General features: G+C 51.9%; 15 protein-coding genes. 13 read left to right on the forward strand and 2 right to left on the reverse strand.

Annotated features, from left to right (window positions below):
* Window positions 1-184 precede the first annotated feature (184 nt).
* The 7 genes from ABD843_RS01020 (at window position 185) to ABD843_RS01050 (ending at window position 10027) form a co-directional block, all read left to right on the forward strand.
* Window positions 185-1558: a phospholipase D-like domain-containing protein gene (locus tag ABD843_RS01020; protein WP_345077168.1), complete on the forward strand. Its 1374-nt coding sequence runs from the start codon at window positions 185-187 to the stop codon at window positions 1556-1558.
* A 73-nt stretch (window positions 1559-1631) separates the two neighbouring features.
* Entirely contained in the window at window positions 1632-4268 is a 2637-nt protein-coding gene (locus ABD843_RS01025; protein WP_345077171.1) for a choice-of-anchor L domain-containing protein, read from the forward strand.
* Window positions 4269-4402: 134 nt separating this feature from the next.
* Complete coding sequence (locus ABD843_RS01030; protein WP_345077174.1) at window positions 4403-4792, forward strand: hypothetical protein; 390 nt, start codon at window positions 4403-4405, stop codon at window positions 4790-4792.
* Between the two features lie 338 nt (window positions 4793-5130).
* Window positions 5131-5973, forward strand: a complete 843-nt coding sequence (locus ABD843_RS01035) for a transketolase (RefSeq protein ID WP_345077177.1) — start codon at window positions 5131-5133, stop codon at window positions 5971-5973.
* Between the two features lie 96 nt (window positions 5974-6069).
* Window positions 6070-6498 carry a hypothetical protein gene (locus tag ABD843_RS01040; RefSeq protein ID WP_345077180.1) on the forward strand — a complete coding sequence of 143 codons (429 nt, stop codon included), beginning with the start codon at window positions 6070-6072 and terminating at the stop codon, window positions 6496-6498.
* 169 nt (window positions 6499-6667) lie between these two features.
* Window positions 6668-7897, forward strand: coding sequence for an NADP-dependent isocitrate dehydrogenase (locus ABD843_RS01045; protein WP_345077183.1), 1230 nt, complete (start codon window positions 6668-6670; stop codon window positions 7895-7897).
* Window positions 7898-8044: 147 nt separating this feature from the next.
* A complete protein-coding gene (locus ABD843_RS01050; RefSeq protein WP_345077186.1) occupies window positions 8045-10027 on the forward strand; it encodes a sensor histidine kinase in 1983 nt (660 codons plus the stop codon).
* Between the two features lie 41 nt (window positions 10028-10068).
* Here the strand turns inward: ABD843_RS01050 and ABD843_RS01055 are convergent, their stop codons facing one another.
* Complete coding sequence (locus ABD843_RS01055) at window positions 10069-10815, reverse strand: LytR/AlgR family response regulator transcription factor (protein ID WP_345077189.1); 747 nt, start codon at window positions 10813-10815, stop codon at window positions 10069-10071.
* 160 nt (window positions 10816-10975) lie between these two features.
* Here ABD843_RS01055 and ABD843_RS01060 point away from each other — a divergent pair, with 160 nt between their 5' ends.
* The 6 genes from ABD843_RS01060 (at window position 10976) to ABD843_RS01085 (ending at window position 14633) form a co-directional block, all read left to right on the forward strand.
* The gene (locus tag ABD843_RS01060) at window positions 10976-11305 is read left to right on the forward strand and encodes a DUF1937 family protein (protein ID WP_345077192.1); all 330 of its coding nucleotides are present in this window, start codon (window positions 10976-10978) and stop codon (window positions 11303-11305) included.
* A gap of 32 nt (window positions 11306-11337) precedes the next feature.
* Complete coding sequence (locus tag ABD843_RS01065; RefSeq protein ID WP_345077195.1) at window positions 11338-12231, forward strand: polymorphic toxin type 23 domain-containing protein; 894 nt, start codon at window positions 11338-11340, stop codon at window positions 12229-12231.
* Window positions 12232-12290: 59 nt separating this feature from the next.
* Window positions 12291-12680 carry a VOC family protein gene (locus tag ABD843_RS01070; protein WP_345077198.1) on the forward strand — a complete coding sequence of 130 codons (390 nt, stop codon included), beginning with the start codon at window positions 12291-12293 and terminating at the stop codon, window positions 12678-12680.
* Complete coding sequence (locus ABD843_RS01075) at window positions 12677-13237, forward strand: hypothetical protein (protein ID WP_345077201.1); 561 nt, start codon at window positions 12677-12679, stop codon at window positions 13235-13237. The genes ABD843_RS01070 and ABD843_RS01075 overlap by 4 nt, the downstream gene beginning before the upstream one ends.
* Window positions 13234-14073 carry a hypothetical protein gene (locus ABD843_RS01080; protein ID WP_345077204.1) on the forward strand — a complete coding sequence of 280 codons (840 nt, stop codon included), beginning with the start codon at window positions 13234-13236 and terminating at the stop codon, window positions 14071-14073. Before ABD843_RS01075 ends, ABD843_RS01080 begins: the two co-directional genes overlap by 4 nt.
* 92 nt (window positions 14074-14165) lie before the next feature.
* On the forward strand, window positions 14166-14633 hold the full coding sequence (locus ABD843_RS01085; RefSeq protein WP_345077207.1) for a hypothetical protein: 468 nt from the start codon (window positions 14166-14168) through the stop codon (window positions 14631-14633).
* 34 nt (window positions 14634-14667) lie between these two features.
* Here ABD843_RS01085 and recN read toward each other — a convergent pair whose 3' ends face one another.
* Complete coding sequence (gene recN, locus ABD843_RS01090; protein WP_345077210.1) at window positions 14668-16332, reverse strand: DNA repair protein RecN; 1665 nt, start codon at window positions 16330-16332, stop codon at window positions 14668-14670.
* Window positions 16333-16643 lie beyond the last annotated feature (311 nt).

A 16643-nucleotide genomic window follows, 5' to 3' on the forward strand; every position in this document is an offset into this window, starting at 1 on the left:
CTTTGCAATGTAAAGCCAGCGAGAAAGCTGTGTTAAGTGTCCGTGATGTTTTCATTAAGACCACGACAGGTAATAAATACTTAACGGAACCGTAATGTCACAAGGTCTATTGATAGCGCGGTGTAGAGATAAATTGCATTCTTTTTTGTACCCGGTCCTAAGGGTCACCGATAAAATAGAGGAAATGAAGAGATCATTGATACTGCTGGCCATGCTCATGGCTGTTAAAGGATATAGTGGCAATAAGATAAAATATTACTTCACCCAGCCGGTGAACAATTCTGTGTCCAGGGGTGAGAATGCCATTTACCTGAACGATAAAATGGGAGATACCATAGTAGCCTATATCAACCGGGCAAAGTATACCCTGGACATAGCCGTGTACAACTATACATCTTCCTTTCCCGCTATAGCAGTAGCTGTGAACAATGCATATACCCGCGGTGTACAGGTGCGCTGGATATACGATAGCAGCTCTTCCAATACAGGTATACCACTGCTCAACGGCAACATCAAGCGTATGGCCAGCCCACCCGATGCGGGCGATCATTCCATCATGCACAATAAGTTCATGATAATAGATGCCAACTCTTCCGATCCTAACGATGCTATACTGTGGACCGGTTCTACGAATTGGAACACACAACAGTTCAACACCGATCATAACAATGCTGTAGCCATACAGGACAAGCCGCTGGCATTGGCCTACAAGGCCCACTTCGAAATGATGTGGGGCAGTACAGGCGCAACGCCCAACCGCTCGGCCGCTAAGTTCGGGCAGTATAAAACAGACCTTGGTGCACACCATTTTACTGTAGAGGGCAAGCATATAGAAGTATACTTCAGCCCTGCCGATAATACCAACGACCATATACTCAGCGCCATGGGTTCTGCTCATACTGATATGTATTTCGGCATGTCCACCTTTACCTATTCTACTGATGCCAATATGTTGGCAACATCCAGTTCCAGTGATGTATATGTGGCTGGCATCAGCGACGCAGGCAATGTATCTTATGCGCCGCATTCTATACTGTCCTCGGCGCTGGGTAGCGGCAAGTACAAGGTGTATTCAGGTTCGGGCTTGTTTCACCACAAGTACCTTATAGTAGATCCCTCCAATACTTGCTCCGATCCACTGGTGTTAACAGGTTCGCACAACTGGACCGTCAGCGCTGATACCAGGAACGATGAGAACACCATCATCATACACGATGCCACTGCTGCCAATGTGTTCTATCAATCTTTTCATGCCAGCTTTACTGCGCTTGGTGGTTCGCTACCCGTAATACCCGATTGCGGTGTAGGCATAGATGATATCTCCGGTAATGAGGGCGATGTGCTGATATACCCCACACCATCTGACGGCGACATCACCATAAAGGTGACAAACATAGCCGGTATGCAGATACAGGTATTCGATATGAATGGTATGCTTGTGCAAAGTACTGCCGCTGTTGTCCCGGGTACTGACCTTCATATAGGTACTCCCGGTATCTACACCATACGCTGCATATCGAAGGATAGGGTAGTAGTAAAGCAGGCAGTGATCCGTTAACGGTCTAAACTTCATATTGGCGTAATAATGAGGTAACCTATGCCAGAGACCTTTGCAGCAGATCATTATAAACATGAAGAAGATCTGCCTGCTACTTTCTCTCTTCGCGCTATCGTTCAGCCCTGTCACATCATTTGCACAGCTTACGGTAGTGCCCACTCATCCTGCCTCTGTATTGGCTGCCAAGCTTGCGGGGCCCGGTATCACCATATCCTCGCCGGTGCTCACTTGTGCCGGTGTAGGTAACGGTACTTTCATCTCGGTGCTCACGCCCATTGTCATAGACAGTGGTATCATACTCAGTACCGGCCGCGCTGTCAATACCAGCGGGCTGGAGTCCTTTCTTGCCAGTAATAACAATGGCGCTCCCGGCGACCCCGACCTGACACTGCTTGCCGGCACCACTACCAATGATGCCTGTACTCTTGAGTTCGATTTCGTGCCCAAGGGCGATACCGTTAGCTTCAATTACCAGTTCGGCTCCGAAGAGTACATCAATTCTACCTGCGGCCAGTACAACGATGCTTTTGCCTTCTTCATATCGGGTCCCGGCATCAGTGGCACACAGAACATGGCCCTTGTACCCGGTACCAATATCCCTGTTACGGTCAATAGTATCAATAGCGGTGTCCCGGGACCTCCCGGTTGGCCGGGCTTCTGCAACATTGCCAACTGTACATCTATGGGCCCTGGCTCTCCCTTCACTACCTATTTCATCAATAATGCCGGAGGTACACAGGTCACCTATCGTGGCTATACCACCAAGTTGCGTGCCTATCACTCTGTTACACCCTGCAGTACTTACCACCTGAAGATGAGCGTGGCCGATGCCGCTAATTCTCTCTACGACTCAGGTGTGTTCATAGAGGCGGGCAGCCTTAGTACCAATACCTATTCGTTCAAAAAGACCGATTCCATAGGCCATACCATTGCCGGTATACCCCATGCCATAGTACGCGGCTGCGATCCTGCCACCATTACCGTGCTCAATGGCCGTGTGGCTACATCTCCGCAAAAAGTGTACTTCACATATGCAGGTACTGCCGTACATGGTGTAGATATCTCCGGCCCCGATAGTGCTACCATAGCCGCAGGCGATACCAGTGTGGTCATCAGCATACCCGGCCTTACATCATCTACCCCTACAGGTCCCAAGAGCATCATCGTATATCTTTCTTCTCCTTTTAGCTGTGGTATCGTAGATACCATCACACTCACCCTGCTCGATGGTCCCTTTGCCAATATCACTACGCCCGATACTTCTATATGCCTGGGCCAGGCCATACAGATACATGTTGCTGCCTCTGCGGGTCTGGTATACAACTGGGCGCCGCCTGCTACCCTCAGCAGTGCCACCGCCATGGAACCCTTTGCAGCGCCTACCGCCCTTACAGTATATACCATGACGGCCACACTGCCTCTGTCGGGCTGTGCGCCCATAGTGCGAACTGTACAGATAGGAGTGAACGTTGCCAATATGAACATCATCACCCCTGACACTACCATATGCATAGGCGACGAGGTGACCATACGGGTAAGTGGTGTGCCCGGCCTTTCTTATACATGGTCACCTGCAGGTTCACTCAATTCTGCGGTGGCCAAAGAGCCCACAGCACGGCCCACCACTACCACCACATACAGCGTTGCTGCGGTCTCTACCATTGGTGGTTGTCCTGCTTCCGATCAGGTCACTATCACGGTCATAGATCCTGTTGTCACTATCTCCAACCCTGCACCTTCCATATGCTATGGCAAGTCTGTGAAATTCCTTGTTACCGGCGATCCTACCTACTCCTATGAGTGGGTGCCTGCGCTAGATCTCGATAATGCTCTTATACAGCAGCCTACTGCCACGCTCACCGTTCCCAGGTCGTACACGGTCACTGCTACCGTACCTGTATACCAATGCAAGACACAGGCCGTGGCCAGTGTCACCATACTGCCACAGGTGATAGCTACGGCATCGTCGCTCAAGCCTGTATGTATAGAAGAGCCTGCCGAACTTTTGTCATACCCCAGTGGTACCCAGTACGACTATCATTGGAATGGCCCCGATGGTTTCGAGTCCATGCTGCAGTTCCCTTTCATCAAGCGTGCGCGTATACAGGACCAGGGTATATACACCGTTACCGTTACCAATACCATTACCGGCTGCCAGGGTACCGATACCGCCTATGTAAGGGTAGGGGGTGCATCGCTGGTGCTGTATAATGTGACAGAGGACCAGACCATAGATCTGGGCCAGAGCGTACAACTAGGCGCCGATGGCGCGGTACTCTACACCTGGGCGCCCAATGATGGCTCACTCAGCGACCCCAACATCAATAACCCCATAGCTACGCCCACCGTCTCTACAACGTATGTGGTGATGGCGGTAGATAGTATAGGTTGTAAAAACATAGACACTGTGCATATAGAGGTGCGTACCGCCGATGGTGTGTTCATACCATCGGGCTTCAGCCCCAATGGCGATGGTCTCAATGATATATTCCGCATCCGTGCCAATGAGCACGCAAGGCTGGTGGAAATGGTAGTGTTCGACCGCTGGGGCCAGGCCGTATACCGTGCTCAGAATGGCAGCAGCGCCGGCTGGGATGGCACTAGCAATGGCCAGCCTGCAGGTATAGGCACCTACAACTACATGATCATAGTAGCCCGCCCGGATGGCACCGACCAGACATATAAAGGCAATGTGACGCTGATACGTTAGTATTTCTATCGCCTATCACTATGCAGAACGCAGGCTCATGGGCCTGCGTTCTGCATTAGGGTATGAATAACACATAAGTGGTATCGATCGGCCATAAGGCAGCAGTATTTTTGATGCCATAGATACCTCTGCCTATGAATGCACCATATCCTGCCATGGTACAGGCCGTAACGGCCGCTGCTGCTGCTATATCGGCCGCACTTACCGGTTATCCGCTGCGGCTGCCCGATAATAAGTGGGAAGAGTATGCCGATGCTGCAGACCGCCTTCGTTATGGCTTCATGCAACTGAACACTATGCTGAACATAGAATATGCCTTTGAAGAGGGCCTGCCCGGCGATATAGTGAACTATGCGGTACAACTGAATGAACACAATACCGTATTAGAAGAATTGGTAAGCTATCTGCTGGACCGTAACGAGATGTTCGGCGGAGATGTATACAAGTACGAGACCCTCTTTCTGCAAGAGGTGCTGGCATCTGCTACCGCGAATGCCCGTATCATTTCGGGCATATTGGCCTAACGAAAAAAAGCAACCGGGGAGGTTGCTCTTAACAGTTTGACTTAGCTTACCCTTGTTTGCGATCAAAAAAAGGCAGTAACAGTGACAGGGGAACAGGAAACGACTAGCACAAAAGTATTGCACCCTCCCCCTCGAAAGAACGGGATTTTTCCCGTTTTTTTATCCGAATTTTTCCCGTATAGCGCTCTTTACAGCGTATATTCAGTTTTCTTGCCCCCTGATATTACCTTTTGGAGGGTGGATAAAGTAAGATCTATTTCAATGTGAATATGTATGCCCGGTGTTCTGAAAGATCCGTGCGATATGCTACTTTTGCACCGCAATTCTCCTACAACACAATGAATATCGAACAACTGAAGGAAATGGCCACCCAGGTGCGCCGCGATATAGTAAGAATGGTACATAAGGTCCAGAGTGGTCATCCCGGTGGCTCTCTCGGCTGTACCGAGTTCCTTACGGCCCTCTATATGAAGGTTATGGAACGCAAAGAGGGGTTCGATATGAACGGTATGGGAGAAGATGTGTTCTTCCTTTCCAATGGTCATATATCGCCCGTGTTCTACAGCATACTGGCCCGCAGCGGTTACTTTCCCGTTAGCGAGCTGGGTACGTTCAGGCATATCAATTCCCGCCTGCAGGGTCACCCTGCCACGCACGAGCATCTGCCGGGCGTACGCATAGCCAGCGGTTCGCTGGGGCAGGGTATGAGCGTGGCCGCAGGCGCCGCCATGGCCAAAAAGCTGAATAACGATAGCCACCTGGTGTATTCCCTGCACGGTGATGGCGAGCTGCAGGAAGGCCAGAACTGGGAGGCCATCATGTTCGCCGCCCACCACAAGGCCGATAATCTTATAGCCACTATCGACCTCAATGGTCAGCAGATAGATGGGCCTACCGATAAGGTGATGGGCCTGGGTTCGCTTCGCCAGAAGTTCGAGGCCTTTGGCTGGCTGGTGATGGAAATGGACGGCAATAACATGGAAGAGGTACTGCGTGTGCTGGCACAGGCAAAGGCCGCTACCGGCCAGGGCAGGCCCATATGCATACTTATGTACACCGTTATGGGAAAGGGTATCAGCTTCATGGAGGGTACGCACGAGTGGCATGGCATAGCCCCCAGCGACAAGCAGCTTGAAGAGGCCCTTGCGCAGCTTCCTGTTACGTCCCTTGGCGACTACTAATATGCATAATTAACGAGGTCTGTATCCGTTTTTTCGTTAGATTTGCTATAGACACATATCTATAGACCTCCCCTGACGGATGCAAACTCGTATATCATGATCAGAAATATCCCGGTTTTCGCACTTGCCGCCTGCTTTTTTCTGTCCACTGGCATTATTTCCTGTACCAAAGATGAGAAGCAGCCCCTTCTGTCTACCCGTCTTGCAGGTAAATGGAAAAAAGTACGCTATGCTACCGACGATAATGTGAATGGTCTGCTGGACGAATGGGAAACGCATCCCGTAGATTCTGCCACTAGCAATATCCTCGAATTCAAGCAGGACAGTACCGGGGTAGAGTACACCACCAATTCCCCCGAGTTGCTTTTTAGCTGGTACATCACCAGCGAGCAGACATTGTCTTTCGCATACAAGAATTCCGAGACCACTATCTTCAAGATAGCCCGTATCAACTCTGCCAACCTGGAGCTCACCACCCGTACCAAGAACGGCCTTGTAGGCTACTACTACGATAGGACCAACTAGCTTCCTTTCGGCAATATCCCCATTGTACTCACTTGTTTCATTGGCATAGTGTTTATTTATCCGCTTTTTGTGTAGGTTTGACCGTTCTTTGGGAGAACTGCGCTTTTCCGCGCTTGTATCCCGCATACCTGCATCACATAAAATAATTCAAAAAAACATACGCAAATTCATGGCAAAGATCAAAGTAGCTAATCCCGTTGTGGAACTAGATGGCGACGAAATGACGCGCATCATATGGAAGTACATAAAGGAGAAACTGATACTCCCATACCTGGACATAGACATCAAATATTATGACCTGGGCCTGGAGTACCGCGATGAGACCAACGACCAGGTGACCATAGATGCGGCCAATGCCATAAAGCAGTACGGTGTAGGTATCAAATGTGCTACCATCACCCCCGATGAGGCGCGTGTGGAAGAGTTCAAGCTGAAGCAGATGTGGAAGAGCCCCAACGGCTCTATCCGCAACATACTGGATGGTACCGTATTCCGCGAGCCCATAGTGATGAGCAACATACCCCGCCTGGTACCCAACTGGACGGCCCCCATATGCATAGGCCGCCATGCCTTCGGCGACCAGTACCGCGCTACCGACTTCGTAGTGAAGGGCAAAGGCAAGCTCACCATCAAGTTCGAAGGAGAGGATGGCAAGACCATAGAGCACGAGGTGTACAACTTCAAGGGCGATGGCGTAGCGCTGGCCATGTACAATACCGATGAGTCTATCATGGGCTTTGCGCGTGCCTGCTTCAACCTGGCGCTGCAGAAGGGCTGGCCGCTCTACCTCTCTACCAAGAACACCATCCTCAAAAAGTATGATGGCCGCTTCAAGGACATATTCGAGAAGATATACCAGGACGAGTTCAAGGCCCAGTTCGACAAGGCAGGCCTAGTATATGAGCATCGCCTTATAGACGACATGGTGGCCAGCGCGCTGAAATGGAACGGCAACTTCGTATGGGCATGTAAGAACTATGATGGCGACGTACAGAGCGATACCGTGGCCCAGGGCTTCGGCTCGCTGGGCCTTATGACCTCTGTGCTCATAACCCCCGATGGCAAGACCATGGAGGCCGAGGCCGCGCATGGTACCGTTACCCGCCACTACCGCGAGCACCAGAAGGGCCGTCCCACATCTACCAATCCCATAGCTTCCATCTTTGCATGGACGCGTGGCCTGGCCTTCCGTGGTAAGCTAGATGGCAACCAGGCGCTCATAGACTTCGCCAATGCGCTGGAGCAGGTGTGTATAGAGACCGTAGAAAGCGGCAAGATGACCAAAGACCTCGCAGTATGCATACACGGCAACAGTGTGAAGCATGGCGAGCACTACCTGCATACCGAAGAGTTCCTCGATGCCCTCAACGAAGCATTGAAGAGCAAGCTGAACGCATAATTGAATAGTAAGAAGAGATGATACAGGCGCCTCTCGTAAGAGAGGCGCTTTCGTTTTCCGGAACTTTTCTGTGGGCACGCGCTGCGAGTATGCCGTACGGGCAAATTGTACTATTTTTCGCTCTCCATCCGGTCACTTATCGTTATTATGCGTTCTTTCATCCGTCTTCTGTTCATAGTATGTATACTGTTCGGGGCTTGCCGCCCGGGTATGGACAATAACGAGGCCCCGGACAGGGCTTACGAAAAGCAGACCACGGAGTTGTTCCTTGACAAAAAGCGCGATGCGGCCATCCGCTTCATCGATTCCGTATATGCTTCCGGCAACGTCTCTCCGCTGGGCCTGCACAATATGTATATGTTCAAAAGCCGCTACTACCACGAGCGGCAAGACCATGCTCATAGCTTGCTCTATGCCGATAGCGCCATCGGGGTACTGAGGCAAAAGAAGCTGGAACATAAGTATGAGAAAGAATTCAGCCATGCCCTGCTGGAAAAGGCCCGTATCTATACCGATCTCAACAAATATGATAGCGCTTACGACAGCTATATGGAAGGGTACTCCTTTGTATATGCCACCGGCAATACCTGTTACCTGCACGAGTTCGACCATGGCATAGGTCTTATGCTATATCGGCAATACAAGAACGAGGAGGCTCGCATATTCTTCAAACGGTCTTTCATAGAAGCCACTGCATGTACCGGCGACGATAAGCCCTACTACCGCATGCAGGAATTGCTAAGCAACATAGGGCTTACCTATTACAACGATAGCTGCATATATTTTTTCGATTCCTGTCTCTCTTTCATAGAAAAGAACACCGGCCGGTTCCATAGTCGGGAAATGGAGGCTGAAGCTAAAGCGGTATGCCTGTTGAACAAAGGTCATGCATACGAGATGATGGGAAGATATAGTGATGCCGAAAAGCCCATGCATAAAGCGCTGGATATATACACTGCAATGGATGGCAAGAAGTACCGTTCCCATATCATCCGTTCGCGCATGGCCCTCGCCATGATGTACTACTATGCCAAAGACCGCAAAAAGCTAAGGCAGGTATGGAACGAGATAGAGCCACTGCTGGACACGGCTATCGATATACCCCTGCGCATTGCCGGCGGCCAGCTCAGATATGCGGTCTACGAAGTAGAAGGAGATTATAAAAGTGCTTACGAGGCCCTGGATAAGTATGTCGAGTTCATCGATTCTGTGCGCCGCGGCACGCAGAAAGATGAGCAGGCAGGCGTATTACAGGTCATGAAGAACAAAGAGCAGGAATACAAGATAGAGCTGCTGACCCGCGACGCCAGGCTGCAACGTACCTACCTGGGCATAGCGGCCATCGTGTCGGTTCTGGCCATTGTCATACTCATCTTGATATATACAGGGTATAAAAGAACGAAGAGAAGCAATAAACTGATAAGCGAACAGAAGACCGCGTTGGAAAAGAGCAACCGGGAGAAGAACAAGATCCTGAACATAGTGGCGCACGACCTTCGCAGCCCTGTGAGTGCGGTGGCTTACATGGCAGAGACCATAATAGAAGATGGCGAAGATGCTACTATGGAGCCCATTGCCGCATTGAAGATGATAAGGACCTCTTCGCTGAGCTCTCTGCAGCTTATCAACGAGCTCTCTGTTTTCGCCCGCAATGAGCAGGGAGAGCTATCCCTGCAAAAGACCGATATGGCCACTGTACTGCAAGAGGCCATAGACCTGCAGGCGCAGAATGCCGCAGAAAAGAAAGTGGAAGTAAAGCTGACGCTGCCCACACTGCCCGTAGAAGCCCGGGTAGACAAGAATAAAATGATCCGCCTTGTGGCCAACCTGCTCCACAATGCCATTAAGTTCAGCGCTCCGGGTGCTGAGGTCCACGTCGCGCTGCAGAAAGATAGCGAAGGTGTCCGCTTCCTGGTGCAGGATGCAGGTATAGGCATACCTGCCCGCTTATTGCCCGATCTGTTCGAGATGTTCACACCATCGGGCCGCACAGGTACGAAGGGCGAACGCTCCTTCGGCCTTGGACTTTCCATATGCCGGCAGATAGTAGAGGCGCATAGGGGTAAGATATGGGTAGAAAGTACCGAGGGTAAAGGCAGCACTTTTTATGTGCAGCTACCGCTGGTATAGTGTTATAAGAAGACCTGTAAATAGGTGTTGCGGGAGATACCCTACGTCAGTATGTTCATTTTTTCTTTCAGTTCGGTAGCATATACATCCGACATGGTGAACACCTTGTGGTCGGTGCGTATTTCCTCTTTTATCACCTCGCGTATGTGGCTTAATTGCACGGCCTCCTTACGGTTCACCTGTGCGAAGGCCGCCCGCAGGTGCTGGGGTATTATATGCGACAGCGTTTTGGTAAGCCCGCTTCTTATGTAGTGCTCTGTATTGTCTGCCGCATTGAAAATGGCCGTATAGTTCTTGGTAGAGTAGAGGTACACTATATTGCTCCATTGCAGTTGCCGGTACTTGTTGCCGTTCTTCACAAAAAAGGTATCGCTATGCGGCACCGTGCTAGTGTAAGACGGGCTTATGTGTGCATTGAAGTTGTAGATGGCATTGTAAATATTGGCTGCCAGCGACTTCCTGTCCACGGGTTTGGTAAGGTATGCCGATGGCCGTGCTTTTACGGCCTCTTCCATCGCATCGGGGTCATCGTTGGCAGTTATGAACAGGTAGGGTTTTTTGTAGTAGTTCGTCAGCATCTTTCCCAGTTCTATACCACTGTTCTTGTGGTGCAGGGTTATATCCACCAGCGCTATATCGAACTCCTCATTGTTCATCATCCTTACCGCATCTTCAAAAGTATCAGCTATGCCCGCTACCGAAAACCCAAGCCCATCCAGCGTGGCCGACAGGTTCTCGCTCCACATGGCCTCATCCTCTATTATTAATATCTTTATTTCTTCGTTCATTATGGCTGAACGGTCATTACCGCTGTACCCAAAGATAATATACACCTTTCGTATGTGCTACTAATTATCAGGCAATTAACATTGATAGCGTGTTCGTAGCCCCGGTGGTCCGTAGTCACATTTTCCTTAGTTTAGTACGCACATCAACATACCTATAGCAATGATAATAGCAGTTGCAGGCCCGTATTCCGCCCCCGATGCCGACAGGCGCGCCCAGAACCTACTTGACATGAACATAGCCGCCGCCAGGGTATACGAGATGGGCCATATACCTTTTATAGGTGTAAATATGGCGTTGCCCGTAGTGGCCCATGCCGCCACGGACGATGTATACGAGGCCATAATGGATATATCTATGGCCGTAATAGACCAGTGTCATGCGCTCCTGCTCATAGGCGAGAGCCCCGGCGCCCTGCGCGAGCGCGATCACATCCTCGCCAAAGGCCTGCCTGTTTATCGTTCGCTCGAAGAGATACCTCCTGCCCGGTGATCCATTCCGGAAGATACATATCGGCTCTCTGCTTGTGCCTACTTGCCATGCCGGCTTGTGCGCAGCTATTGGCCGGTACCGGCTGGGGGGCCAATGCAGGCCTTGTGGCCGCTATCGGTAACCGCTTTCAGCGGTTGGGCATCACGGTGCAGGGTTATTATCAGAATGGTATATTCCAGGCCAATGCCGAGGTGCGCGCCTATCACAATTTCCGCAACCTGGGCCCCGCCATGTGGTACAGCGAACTGGTCACATCGGCAGGGCTGGTAGTAGGCTATGGCGGGCGTACCGGCGCGCAAGATCCTTTCCCGGGTATCTCCTGCGACCGTACAGGCCGCCGCAACAGCATAGGTTATGCCCAGAACCTATACCTGAACCGTATAGGCACCTCGCAATGGACGGGCACCGTATCGTTCCGCTTCAGGGATATCAGCATCATTTCAGAGAACGACATCTTTGCCTGTTCCACCCTCGATAGGTTCCGTACAGGGGCTTTCCTGCTGCAGTACAGGTACATGAATAAATACCTGCTGGCCCTCAACTGCACCATGTGGACGGGGCAGATGGGCACGAACAAAGTAGCCGGCGATAAAGACTTTCCGCACCCGTGCTACATGGACACCGCTGGTGGCGCATATACTTCATACTCCCATGGCCTGCTCAGTGCGCAGTTCAGAACGCCGCTGGATGCGGGGCAGAACATACAGGCAAATGCGGGCATAGATGCAGAGCAGGTGCGCAACCTTGTGCAGAACCGCCTGATACACGATATGATATTTCTGCCGCGCCGCCTGCGTCCGCAGAAGAACTGCCATATACCCATGCTGGACACCGCAGGCCACCAGTACCTGCACAGGCCCGGCCAGCAGGTACGCCCTGTACGCCCATACTGGAATGTGTTCTCTGCCCCCGCCACTTTTTACTGATGGCCGTAAATGGTGCTCATTTGCTTTCTTTCACCGATATTTGACCAAAACGCATCGCCATGAACACCACTGACATTCCCGCTCACTACAACCATGTAATGCCATACCTCATAGTAAAGGATGCCGCAGGCGCTATGCGCTTTATGGCAGAGGTATTGGGCGCTACAGAGAAGATGAAACACCTGCGTGACGATGGCCACACCGTTATGCATGGCGAAATGACCATAGGCGGCAGTACCATCATGCTGGCCGAGGCTACTGACCAATACCCGCCCGATACCGCAGGTATGTTCGTATATGTGCCCGATGCCGATGCCGCGTACCAGCGCGCGCTGGCCATGGGCGCTACCTCCATAATGCCCCCTGCCGATCATCCCTATGGCCGCTCTGGTGGAGTAAAAGACCCACACGGCAATACATGGTGGATCACTACACATACCGGCCAATGATGATGCGGGCTGCTATATCTCTGCTTTGCATCGTAGCGGTCATGTGCCTGCAAAAGGCATATGCCTACGACAGTACCGGTCGTGCCATAAAGGTGATGACCTTGCCCAGGGTAAGGGGGTATAAGGTGAATATGACCGAAGATCAGTTCATAGCATCGGTCCGTGCTGCCGGCCTGCGCTGTACGCGCGCCCATATCAGCTACGGCAACTACTATTACGATACTTCCTCGTTGGCCCTTGCCCATACAAAGGACGAGCACATTGCCATTCAGTATTACTGGCGCATACAGGGCATCACCAATGGCAAAGACACTATACCCCTGCTCGATATCTCCTTCAGCGATGCGAACGGTATACGCCGTGTAGAGCCCTTTCTGCCACGTCGCTATGGGTACGCATTTTATGGTTTCGTAGAACCCGCCACTGCAACGCAGCAGGCCATGTCGCGCAAGGAATACCGCAGACAAAATAAGGAATACCGCCTGCTGCGCCGCAGGTACGACAGGCTGGTAAGAACACATTTCGTGAACGTATTTTGTACATCGCCTAAAAAATGAACAGGAAAAGCCTCATCAATGATCCGCAATTCCTGGCAGGGCTCGCATTGCTCCTGCTCAACGACCTTTGGCTGAAATGGCAGTTCCACAACTGGTTCACCGGCAAGCTGTCCGATGTGGTGGGCCTCTACATCTTCCCTGTCTTCCTGTGGCACTTTTTCCCCCGCGCCAGGCTGCAGGTCTACTGGTTCACGGCCATCTTGTTTACTTTCTGGAAGAGCACCCTTTCCGATGGCTTCATACATATGCTTCATGCCATGCATTTGCCCTTTAGCCGTGTGGCAGATCTTACCGATCTGCTGGCATTGGCCGCACTTCCGCTGTCTTACAGGTATTGCGGCATTGCAGACCGTAAATGGCGGTATCCTGCCACAGGCGCCGTTGCAGTTGCGGCAGCACTGGTATTCTGCAGCGATAGTATAGCTTTTCGCAGGCTGCCCAGGCCAAAGGCTCAGGTACATACAGATATAGCTTTACTGAAGCAGGCAGCATACACCCCTGCACAGCTACGCACACGGCTGCAGGCAGCAGGGCTTACTTGCTACGACGATTCTGTGTCCACAGGCTGGTTCTATTACGATACATCTGCATTATCGCCCGCACCGCTCAGGCGCCATGTAAGGGAAGTGCCGCACTTTCTGCGCATACGCGGGTTCGGGTATGGCAGCGACAGCATACACAATATCAACTGTTACCTGCATGCAGATACTTCCGGCGCGTGGTTGCAGGTATGGAGCTACGACATAGGTCCCGCCGTGCCTGCCGGGCATAAAGAATATAAAAGAACTAAGAAGAAGTACGATGCCCTCATCAGGGAACATCTCTTGCCGCAATGATGTAACGACAGGAGTATCAGTACCTTATGTTGCCCCTCATTTCCCGGACTTCGCATACACGCCCGTTTTTGATTACTTTTACACCCATGAAGATGATATCGCGCTTATCTGTGCTTTTTGTGATGCTGCTTATGGCCACTTCGGCCATTGCCGGCATAAAGAAGAAAAAGACCCCTGTAAAGCTGCTCTCGGCATATACAAGGTCCATCCCCGATGCCGAGCAGAGCAATCCGCCGATGCAGGGCACATTCATCGTCATTGTATGGAATTATGATACATATCCCGAGACCATGTTCTGGCGCGGACAGAATGGCTGGCTTACCTGCAACATAGAAAAAGCGCACAGGGTGGTAAAGAAAAAGGTGACCACCTATACTACCGAAGAGATGATGATAGACCAGGTGCGCAAGGGCGATACCCTGATGATAACACCCCTGACAGGTGGCCGCTATCCCATACCTGCCGAGATATCGCAGAAGGCAAAGAATACCCTCTTTTACAAGACCGGCGGCAATAACAAATGGCTGTCATTCTCCGTTAGCCCCATAAGCAAAAAGTAGACCAGGTGGGAGTAGGGTAGGGTAGGGCAGCGCCTTATGCGCCGTCCGCCATCAGTTCCCGGGCATTGCTTATGGCCGATCCCGTGGGCTGTTCGCCGCCTATCATGCGGGCTATGGCCAGTACACGCTCCTCTTCTACCAGTAGCTTTATGCGGGTGGCTATCCTGCCGTTCTCTCCGGCATCTTTGTATACATAGTAATGCTGTGTGCCGCGCGCCGCTACTTGTGGCTGATGAGTTATGCATATCACCTGGTGGTATTGCGACAGGTCGCGCAGCAGCACACCTACCTGCCGGGCCGCCTCGCCCGATATACCTGTATCCACCTCATCGAATATAAGCGTAGGCAAATGCAGTGCGCTGGCTACCATCGATTTGATGCACAGCATGATGCGGCTCATTTCCCCGCCCGATGCCGCCTTGTGCAGCAGTTGCATATTCCCGCTCTTATTGGCATCCAGCAGAAACTCTACTTTGTCCGTGCCATACATACCCGGTTGGGTGGGCGATATACGCACATCAAAACGGGCATTGGGCATGCCCACCAGTGCCAGCAGCTCGTTTATGCGCGCCGTAAATGCAGGTATGGCCGCCGTACGCCCGGCCGATAGTTCTGCGGCCATGGCTGCCACCTCCTTATACAGGGCCTCGGTCTCTGCCTCCAGTTGCACTATGCTGCCGTCCAGGGCCGCCGTAGCGCCCAGTTCATCCTCTAGCTGCTGTTGCAGTACTATCAGTTCGGTAGTGGTGCGCAGGGCATGTTTCTTCAGTAGCTTGTTGCCCAGGTCTATGCGCCCTTGCAGTTCCTCCATGGCCGCTGTGTCCAGCGCCACCTTTCCCTGTAGTATCTCCAGTTCGGCAGCTATATCCTTCAGTTCTGCCCATACCGATGCCGTACGCTCCTGTAGCGGGGCCACATCGGCAAATACATCTGTTATACCCTGCATCTGCTGCGATAGCCGCCGCAGCTCGTTCACCAGCGGCTGCTCACCCTCGGTCAGTGCATACTGTGCGGTCTGTAGCACATTCAGTATACGCTCTGCATGGGTCATCTGTTTTAGTTGCAGTTCGGCATGTTCTATCTCATCGGGGGCAAAGGCCGCCTGTGCCAGCTCATCCAGCAGGTACTGTTTGTAGTCGGCCTCCTGTTTCTGGCGGGCTTGTGTGGCCTTTTTTTCGGCCAGTTGGCGGCTTATGTTCTTCCAGCGGGCATAGGTCCCGGCATACCTGGCCGATAGCTCCAGCGTGCCTGCCACCGCATCTAGTGTCTCTACCTGGAAACCATCTTCCTCCAGCGCCAGGTGGCCGAACTGCTGCTGCAGGTCTACCAGCAGCGATGTCAGCTCGTTCAGTGTCTGCAGGTTCACCGGCGTATCGTTCACGAATGCCCTCGATTTCCCTGATGCCGCTATCTCCCGCCTTATGATGCATTGCGGCTCATGGTCCAGGTCGGCCTTTTCCAGCGCCATGCGAAAGGTCTCATTGCCCGCCACATCGAAGTAGCCCTCCACTATCGATCGTTCCTCCTTGTTTATCAGTACCGATGTGTCGGCCCGTTCGCCCAGTATCAGCGACAGCGCACCCAGTATTATACTCTTACCCGCACCCGTCTCGCCCGTTATGGTGTTCAGGCCCCTGCCGGGTTCCATCGTCAGCTTATCTATTATGGCGTAGTTCCTTATAACTAACTTCTGCAGCATTTTTCAGAGTTTATACTCCCGTTACGAAGGTCGTAAACAATAGCCTATGCACGCATTACCATTGCAAAATATTTTGTGGGAATAGTGCCCGATTCACCTTATCCCCCCTGGCGCGGAGTTAGCGTAGCGCTCTCGTGCCTCACGCAGATGGGCCGGTCTCCAGACCGGGGGTATAAGGACCGACCTTTACAGCCCTACCAAAGTAAGCGGGTCCCTGCTAACGCACAGGCCCGGCAAGGAGACCCGCTCAAGACATGAAGTGCTTTCTCACTTCTGCCCAAAGCACCTAGAAGGGCACTTTTTTATTATGT

Source organism: Nemorincola caseinilytica, from assembly GCF_039540515.1.
GTDB lineage: Bacteria > Bacteroidota > Bacteroidia > Chitinophagales > Chitinophagaceae > Nemorincola > Nemorincola caseinilytica.

Coding starts and splice junctions, on each gene's coding strand:
- ABD843_RS01035 (WP_345077177.1), top strand. CDS start 5,131: ATGAATATCGAACAACTGAAGGAAATGGCCACCCAGGTGCGCCGCGAT.
- ABD843_RS01085 (WP_345077207.1), top strand. CDS start 14,166: ATGATATCGCGCTTATCTGTGCTTTTTGTGATGCTGCTTATGGCCACT.
- ABD843_RS01070 (WP_345077198.1), top strand. CDS start 12,291: ATGAACACCACTGACATTCCCGCTCACTACAACCATGTAATGCCATAC.
- ABD843_RS01075 (WP_345077201.1), top strand. CDS start 12,677: ATGATGATGCGGGCTGCTATATCTCTGCTTTGCATCGTAGCGGTCATG.
- ABD843_RS01080 (WP_345077204.1), top strand. CDS start 13,234: ATGAACAGGAAAAGCCTCATCAATGATCCGCAATTCCTGGCAGGGCTC.
- ABD843_RS01040 (WP_345077180.1), top strand. CDS start 6,070: ATGATCAGAAATATCCCGGTTTTCGCACTTGCCGCCTGCTTTTTTCTG.
- ABD843_RS01025 (WP_345077171.1), top strand. CDS start 1,632: ATGAAGAAGATCTGCCTGCTACTTTCTCTCTTCGCGCTATCGTTCAGC.
- ABD843_RS01045 (WP_345077183.1), top strand. CDS start 6,668: ATGGCAAAGATCAAAGTAGCTAATCCCGTTGTGGAACTAGATGGCGAC.
- ABD843_RS01050 (WP_345077186.1), top strand. CDS start 8,045: ATGCGTTCTTTCATCCGTCTTCTGTTCATAGTATGTATACTGTTCGGG.
- ABD843_RS01030 (WP_345077174.1), top strand. CDS start 4,403: ATGAATGCACCATATCCTGCCATGGTACAGGCCGTAACGGCCGCTGCT.
- ABD843_RS01060 (WP_345077192.1), top strand. CDS start 10,976: ATGATAATAGCAGTTGCAGGCCCGTATTCCGCCCCCGATGCCGACAGG.
- ABD843_RS01055 (WP_345077189.1), bottom strand. CDS start 10,815: ATGAACGAAGAAATAAAGATATTAATAATAGAGGATGAGGCCATGTGG.
- ABD843_RS01020 (WP_345077168.1), top strand. CDS start 185: ATGAAGAGATCATTGATACTGCTGGCCATGCTCATGGCTGTTAAAGGA.
- recN (WP_345077210.1), bottom strand. CDS start 16,332: ATGCTGCAGAAGTTAGTTATAAGGAACTACGCCATAATAGATAAGCTG.